The 6,869-nt window shown below is 61.6% G+C and carries 6 protein-coding genes and 1 pseudogene; 2 read left to right on the top strand and 5 right to left on the bottom strand.

Annotated features, from left to right (window positions below):
* The 4 genes from BMX16_RS18115 to BMX16_RS16800 form a co-directional block, all read right to left on the bottom strand.
* Positions 1-266: transposase (locus tag BMX16_RS18115; protein ID WP_245731735.1), on the bottom strand; the 266-nt coding region annotated here is incomplete at its 3' end.
* A 438-nt stretch (positions 267-704) separates the two neighbouring features.
* Positions 705-2,033: a vWA domain-containing protein gene (locus BMX16_RS16810; protein WP_089905899.1), complete on the bottom strand. Its 1,329-nt coding sequence runs from the start codon at positions 2,031-2,033 to the stop codon at positions 705-707.
* Positions 2,020-2,670: a MerR family transcriptional regulator gene (locus BMX16_RS16805; protein WP_177174719.1), complete on the bottom strand. Its 651-nt coding sequence runs from the start codon at positions 2,668-2,670 to the stop codon at positions 2,020-2,022. The genes BMX16_RS16810 and BMX16_RS16805 overlap by 14 nt, the downstream gene beginning before the upstream one ends.
* 120 nt (positions 2,671-2,790) lie before the next feature.
* Entirely contained in the window at positions 2,791-4,227 is a 1,437-nt protein-coding gene (locus tag BMX16_RS16800) for a DUF6880 family protein (protein ID WP_089905894.1), read from the bottom strand.
* 225 nt (positions 4,228-4,452) lie between these two features.
* Between BMX16_RS16800 and BMX16_RS16795 the strand changes: the two genes are divergently transcribed.
* Both BMX16_RS16795 and BMX16_RS16790 read left to right on the top strand, forming a co-directional pair.
* A complete protein-coding gene (locus tag BMX16_RS16795; protein ID WP_089905892.1) occupies positions 4,453-5,607 on the top strand; it encodes a tyrosine-type recombinase/integrase in 1,155 nt (384 codons plus the stop codon).
* Positions 5,608-5,728: 121 nt separating this feature from the next.
* Positions 5,729-6,562: a WYL domain-containing protein gene (locus tag BMX16_RS16790; protein WP_089905901.1), complete on the top strand. Its 834-nt coding sequence runs from the start codon at positions 5,729-5,731 to the stop codon at positions 6,560-6,562.
* A gap of 30 nt (positions 6,563-6,592) precedes the next feature.
* Here the strand turns inward: BMX16_RS16790 and BMX16_RS16785 are convergent.
* A pseudogene (locus BMX16_RS16785) lies at positions 6,593-6,869 on the bottom strand (IS5/IS1182 family transposase); the annotation flags it as partial.

The following is a 6,869-nucleotide window of genomic DNA, read 5'->3' as shown; positions in this document are numbered from 1 at the left end:
GAAGAATACCTCGGCATTGGCACCGTTGATCCGCCCGTGATCTCGATCGGGACAAACGTCGTAGCCTCCGTCCCGGCGACTTCTGTCACCTCAACATCTGGCGCAAATTGAGGATCGCGCAGCCACGTATGGATCAGGTTGGTGTTCATCGCATAGCGCCGCGCCACCTGCGCAACTGACACGCCCGGCGCACGCGCCTGCGTGCAGATCAGCAGCTTCTCGTCATCTGACCAGAACCGCCGCTTCTGACCCTTCTTCCCCGCCATCACTCACCACAAGATGTCCATTTATCGATGATGGACATCTAGCTGATACTCCATCCAGTCGTCAGAGCGGGACAACCGGACGGATACCGAGGGAACGTTTTGTTCTGTGTTGCAACGCAAAAAGCGCCCCGTGGGCCGCTCTGCATCGGCCTAAGCCTTTGATATCTTGTTAGAAAGTCTGGTTGCGGGAGTAGGATTTGAACCTACGACCTTCAGGTTATGAGTCGTGGCGAACGAACCATGAACAATCCCTCAGAACCGCGCTATCTTTCGCATTTTCCGTGGCTTGTCGCCCCCTGCCCCGCATCGTCTCTGCACGGATTTTCGCAACAATCCGCAGCGAACCCTTCCCTCTTGCTTCCACTGTGCTTCCGCACGGCCAAAGGATGATGTTCCGGTAGCGTTTCAATCAAAGTGAGATCGGGAGAAACCCGAGGCCTATGTCTCAGGCTCCTTCTCGACATAGGCAGACCAACTAGCGCGCGCGGCACCACGGTGGTCGATGCCTTCTCGCAAAGACATTGATGCCTGAAGAACCATTTCCTTGCGCGTCCGCTCGGTCCAACGGCGCCCGGCGCGGCTGCGGATCAGTTCGAGTTCAGCGATCATCTCCGCCCCGCCCGGCACGTCGCGGGCATAACGCTCAAAGTGCTTGATCTCACGGGAGAGATATTTCTCGGCCTCATCGCCCTCGGCGTCCCGATTGAGGAGTGCTGCGTAGCGCACGACATGGGCGTGCCAGGCGCGCGCGGCTGCCAGTGACCGCTCGACATCGCGGGTTTGGGCGCTGTTCTCGCTGCCGCGTGCAAAGGCAAGTCGGCAGTCAGTCGGGGCGGCACGAAGTCGGTCGCCGGTAGCACTGAAAATGGCCGTAGCGGAAACTCTGACTTCGAGATTGGTCGCGAGCTGACCCGAAGGGCAGATCAGCCGAACAACGGCGGTTCGCGCCAAGCCAGCGGAAAGGCCCCCCAAGGGGAGTGTCACCTGCCCAGCGGTGATTTCCGCACCCGAGATCCCCAGAGGTTCGGCACGGATCCCTGCAGGCAGGTCCAGCACCAACAGCGCGCCGTCGGCGAGCTGAGCCATGGCCTCACCGATCTCGCCAAGCAGGACGTTGCCGATCTCGTCTGTGCGCTCCGCGTCGTGAAGGCGGCCGCCACCGTTTTCGGCTATTGCCGCAAGCAGTGCCTCGTCGTACCCGTCACCGATGCCGACGGTGGATGTCACAACGCCACGCTTGCGCAGTTCGCCCGCGTGATGGGCCAGTGCCTCGACATCGGTAATGCCTTCGTTCGCCTGGCCATCACTCAGGATGACCACGCGCGGGGTCAGGCTCGCGTCGCGTTCGGCAGCTTCTGCCGCAGCGTCGGCGGCAGCAAACCAGCCGCCAGACAGGTTCGTCATGCCACGGGTGCTGAGTTCGCCGATCGCCGAGCGCGCTTTCCGCTTGCCTGCGTCATCCATCGCCGCCGCCTTCAGATGGGTTACGACATCCGAGGCGAAGGAGACGACCGTCAAACGGTCGCGGGAGTTCAAACGATCCAGCAGCCCCAGGGACGCCAGTTTTGCAGCCTCGAGCTTGCCGCCAGACATCGACCCACTTGCGTCGATGGAGAGGGCAATGTTGAGGGGGCCGCGCTCGACCCGGCTTTGCAATTCGGCAGTTTGAACCTCCAGCTTCGCCACAAGGTAGCGGACAGACCCGCCTTCGGCCCAGACAAGGTTGCGGTCAAATCCGGCTGTCAGAAAAAGTTCACTTGTCGTCATGGGAAAGTCCTCCGGTCAGAATGGCACGAATGAGATCAGCGACGCGTTCCAGCATGGCGCGGTCGCGTGGCGAAATTTCACCCCGCACCGACAGTTCAAGATCCGGCGTGATCGGGATGTGATAGCGGTTGGTGCCGCGCAGACGTTTGACCGACGGAACCCGCGCTGAAGCCTCAAGAACAGCCAGGAGCGCGTCGATCCCCGCAGCGTCGGACTGAGGTTCGGCAGCTGAACTGCCTTCAATCGGCGACGACATCCGCATTTGCGCAACTGGTTCTTCAAGCTGTTGGGGCGGCGGATCGCGCAGTTGGGCCAGATAGGACCTTGCTGAGGATGGACCCTTTAGTGCCACGCTTCTGCCGGCAGCGACGAGGCCCTGTGCCTCCTCGGCCAGTTGCCGGATATCGCGGTCATCTGCCGACAGAAGTCGGCCGCGAATTGCGGTGCGGGGCAGACCATGGATTTCCCGCAGGGCCCGGACAGCCATCGCCCGGTCTACGTTGGCACGCGGATACAGGGCTCCTCGCCCGACTTTCAATGGCGCGGACAACAGCCCATCTGCCACCCACGAGCGCAGCGTACGCCGTTCCACTCCCGTCAGGTCGCTCAGATCATCAAGGGAAATATCATCATCCATGACGCACATCTATATGCAACATGTATCAATGTCAAGATGACGCATTAATTGACTAATGAGCCGTCAGAAGCCACTTCCTGTCAGCTGCACGATCATTCTGGCCAGTCGGCGTCCGCTGCGTCACGCGAAGTGGCCCCAAAAGCCGGACTTGCGGCCATGGTCCCGGCGCAAGCGGGCGACATAGTTCGCATGAGGTTCGACCGTCCCGAAGTCCTCGATCCGGGCGGCCAGTGCATCACATTCGGCCAGGTGTCGTGCCGCATGTTGGTAGCGGCTCGATCTTCCGGCGTTCAGCGTGAAGTCGATCATCGACCGCAAGGCCAGCGAGGCGGCCAGCGGATAGCGCGCCGACAGCCCCTCGGCGGCCGGGGTCAGGATTTCGTAGCGATCACCGTCCAACTCGTCGAACCGGTGCTGGACCAACTGCGCCGCCCGGCCCAGCGCGGGCCAGTGGATCAGGAAATGCAGCGCAGAAAGGGGTTCAGGGTAGGCAACGGCATGGGCCATCGCCAGCTCCTCGGCCTCGACATCGTCGAAATCCGCGAGATGCTTCAGATAGGCGCGCAGATGATCCGCGGCGAGGCTGCGGTGATAGCACTCCAGCCGGAACGACTGCGCCTCGTCCGTCCGGCCAAGCGATTCCAGCACATCCAGCCGGGCAGCCTGCCATTCCTCGGGCACCCAAGCGCGATCGCGAAACTCGGCCCGCTCTAGAAACCCCAACGCGTCCCCTGCCCGTCCAGCGGCCAGCAACCTGGTTGCGATTTCAGCGGCGATCTTCGGCACCTTGCGCGTGGCGGGATCGTATTGGGCGATGAAGGCGTCCACGTCGCCCATCGCATCGGCAATGTCCTTCAGCGCCATTCGCACCAAGCTTTGCCGGGCGCGTTCTTCCATCTGATGCGCATAGGTGGCGCCACCGCTGCCATAGCCCACCGCCTCCCATTCACCCTTCGGCGGCACGGGAACCGGGGCCGCCGCCAGCGCCTCGATGCGCGCCTTGAGATGGGCAAGCCCCTCGGCACCCAGTGCCGGGGTAAGGATGGCGATGAGGCCGTCATACTGGCCGTAGCCATTGTCGCGCAAAGCCTCGACTGCCGCATCGGCCAACGCCTCGGGAGGCGTTCCGGCTGCAAGTGCGATCTCGCCCAGCAGCGCGCAGGCATTGTGAAACACACCAATGACGATGCCGCTGCTGTCGTCGCAGCGCTCGAACAGTGGCGTGGCAACCTGCATGAAGCGCCAGGTCAGCGCCAGCGCCTCGGTCGGATCGGTAGGTGCGATCTGCTCCTTGATCGCGCGCAACTGGCTTTCCAGATCGATGACCAGCGGCTTGCGGTTCTGCCAGGTCACAAAACTACGCGCCCGCGCGATACTGGTCAGCCGTTTGGCCACCTCGCGCCCGGCCTCCTTCGGGCTTTGCGCCCCCGCAAGTTCCAGCCGCAGCCGCCGCTTGGCCACGGCGGATCCGGTGCTGATTTCGATCAGCAGTTCGGCCAGGCGCTCTGCACCCAGCGTCTCAAGGTTCTTTGCATTCAGGGTGATCTTCGATGCCATTGGAAATCCGTGTCAATTCGGACCCACACTAGCAGCGGCCAGTTCGGAGTGAAACGCCGACGCTGATTCGATATCACTAACACTCTGGCAGTCGCGACGGGCAGCTCAACGGTCCCGCCCTCTACGAACATTTTCCTTTTATTGCGCAATTTCAATGTGTTCGTTGACTGTTCGGAGCTGATCCCCACAGTAGAGGCAAGCCATAAGCCCTTACAGGATCGCCAAATGCCGAAACTGACCAAACGCATCATCGACGCTGTCGAGCCGCAGGCGACCGAATTCTTCCTCTGGGACGAAGGGATTCCTGGCTTTGGCCTGCGCGTGATGCCCAGCGGGCGGAAAAGCTTTGTGGTGCAGTTTCGCGCCGGGCGACGTGCGCGCCGGATGAGCCTCGGGCCCAGCACGGTTCTTACCTGCGATCAGGCACGCACCCGCGCGATCACCATCATCGCTGCCGTCAAGAACGGCGATGATCCGGCCGCCGAACGCGATGCCAAGCGCAACGCTGCAACGGTTCGCGAATTGGCTGAACGCTTTGATCGAGAGCATATTGCGGTCCGTCTGAAGGCGAGTACGGCAAAGGAATATCGTGGCACCCTCAAACGCTTCATCCTGCCTGCACTGGGCCGTCTGGCGGTGCCGGAAATCACCCGCGCCGATGTGGCGAAGTTCCATCACGATTTGCGGCACATCCCCTATCAGGCAAACCGCTGCCTTGAGGTCGTGTCCAAGATGTTCGTTCTGGCCGAGATGTGGGGACTGCGACCCGACGGATCGAACCCGCGCAAGCACATCCGGAAGTACCTTGAAGAAAAGCGCGAACGGTTTCTCAGTGCTGCCGAACTGCGCCGGATCGGTGAAGTCCTGCGGGAGATGGAAAGTGAGCGCATCGAGTTGCCCTCCGCCATTCTTGCAGCGCGGCTGCTGATCCTGACTGGATGTCGACTTGGCGAAATCATGATGCTGAAATGGGACTACGTCGATTTTGACGAGTGTGCCCTTCGCCTGCCAGATTCCAAGACTGGCAAGAAAGTCGTGCATGTCGGCGCTCCGGCCGTCGAATACCTGCACTCTGCCCATCACATCGACGGCAACCCGTGGGTTATCACCGGCACTCTGCCCGGTAAGCCACTGAGTGATCTGCAACCTTTTTGGCAGCGCGTCCGCGCCCGCGCCGGGGTCAAGGATGTCCGTATCCATGACCTGCGCCACACGTTTGCGTCGGCCGCTGTCGCGTCGGGTCAGGGTCTACCCATGATCGGCAAGCTCCTCGGCCACACGCAGGTCCAGACCACGGCGCGATACGCCCATCTCGCGGCGGAACCGGTGCGGATGGCGGCAGATGCCGTGGCGCAGAACCTGCGGCAATCCTTGGGATAATTGCGCGCAACCCCTTTCCTTTTCGATTGATCCCCAATCATCGCGCGGCTACGGTCAAAGAAAGCCCAGAAATTGGGCGCGCATAATTTTAATGCGCATCGACCGATGACGGGAGAGCGTGGTGAGCAACGACAGGTCTGAGCTTCGTTGGGGGGTCGAGCAGAGGCTCAAGTTCATCGAGTTCCGCCTGTTCTGGGAGGGGCATGTGAACCGCAGCGATGTAATGGAGCAATTCGGGCTGTCGGTGAACCAGGCGTCATCGGACCTGAGCCGCTACATCGGCCTCGCTCCTCAGAACATGGACTACGACCGCAGCCTGCGGACATATGTGCGCCAAACTGGTTTTAAGCCGGTGTTCGACAAGCTCGATGCCAGTCGGTACCTCGCCCAGCTCCGATCGGTCGCAGACGGCATCCTGGATCGAGACGACTGCTGGATTGCGGAACTGCCCATCTACGATTCCGCCCCCACCCCGGCGCGTGGTGTAGATCCCGAGACCCTTCGGTCCGTGGTAGACGCAATCCGCCGATCTGAGGCTATCGAGGTACAGTATCAATCGCTGTCCAACCCGGAGCCCCGGTGGCGCTGGATCGCGCCACACGCCATCGCGTTCGACGGTTTCCGCTGGCATGCCCGGGCATTTTGCCTCTCCGACGAGCTATTCAAGGACTTCCTCTTGTCCCGGATACTCGACATTCGTGCCTCGCGAGAGAGCAAAATGCCGGCTGCCAGCGATCACGATTGGCACACGCAGGTCATGCTGGAAATCGGCCCACACCCTGCACTGTCCGAAACGCAGGCCAAGGTGATCGCCATCGACTATGAAATGCGGGGTGGCAAGGCAGAGATCAAGGTTCGACGGGCGTTGCTCTACTACGCGCTTCGACGCCTCGGGCTCGATGTAGATCCGGACGCAAGACGGCCCCAAGACGACTCTGTTGCGCAAATCAGCTGACGGACGGTTTTCCCCTTACCCCAGACGGATTTATGCCACTGCCTTTGTGACGGGGATGCCAAGGGCGGTGTAGCCATTCAGGATAGCGATGCGCACCTGGACCTCTGCGACCTGGCGGTCGAAGTCCCGAGCCATCAGCCGCTGGCCCAGCAGCTTTACACAATGCATCTTTGTCTCGACGCGGCTCCGGCGGTGGTATCCGCTCCAGTTCCGCCAGAGCGCCCGACCCAGACACTTCGATGCGCGGAGCGCATCATTCCTGGCTATGGCACCGGCGGTGGTTGGTTCCCATGGTTGGGCATTTTTG

It is taken from the genome of Loktanella fryxellensis, assembly GCF_900110065.1.
Lineage (GTDB): Bacteria > Pseudomonadota > Alphaproteobacteria > Rhodobacterales > Rhodobacteraceae > Loktanella > Loktanella fryxellensis.
Note: the sequence above shows the minus strand (reverse complement) of the source record. Positions and strands in the feature narration are given on the sequence as shown.